Below are 451 nucleotides of genomic sequence, written 5' to 3'. Positions count from 1 at the left end.
TAACGGAGGTGGACGTATAATGGCGCTATTAACAGTCGCAGATATTAACGCAACCGTCCGCTTAATCGTTCCGGGATTTACCGTAGTTGGTAACGAGTTTACAACGGCAAATCCGGATGATTGCGCTTATACGCGGATAACGGGCGGACCACCACCGAAAGAATGGTCGTCCGTTGCTTATCCGTCATTTCAAGTCGTCATTCGCGCGAAGTCATCCGCAACGGCAGAAGCGAAGGCAAACGCAATATTCGAAGCGCTCCACGGTAAGGCGGAATTTATGATCGGAACTACGCGCGTCGTTAAGTGTCTGGCGGACCAGTCGGCGCCGTGGTATCTCGGGCCTGACGCGAATAACCGAGCGCTATATTCTATTAACTTTACGCTAACCACATCGTTATAAACGCAGGGATGTCCGTTATCAGGCGGCTCTTTTTAGTACGTCCAAAATAAG

At 50.3% G+C, this 451-nt stretch carries 1 protein-coding gene; it reads left to right on the top strand.

The genetic code is table 11. The features are described 5' to 3' along the window. The coding region (locus tag CA598_RS31775; protein ID WP_218832650.1) for a minor capsid protein at positions 1-400 on the top strand (400 nt) is incomplete at its 5' end. Positions 401-451: the final 51 nt, after the last annotated feature.

This window comes from Paenibacillus sp. VTT E-133291, from assembly GCF_002264395.1.
Lineage (GTDB): Bacteria > Bacillota > Bacilli > Paenibacillales > Paenibacillaceae > Paenibacillus_AQ > Paenibacillus_AQ nitricinens.
This window is presented reverse-complemented; position numbering and strand designations above follow the sequence as displayed.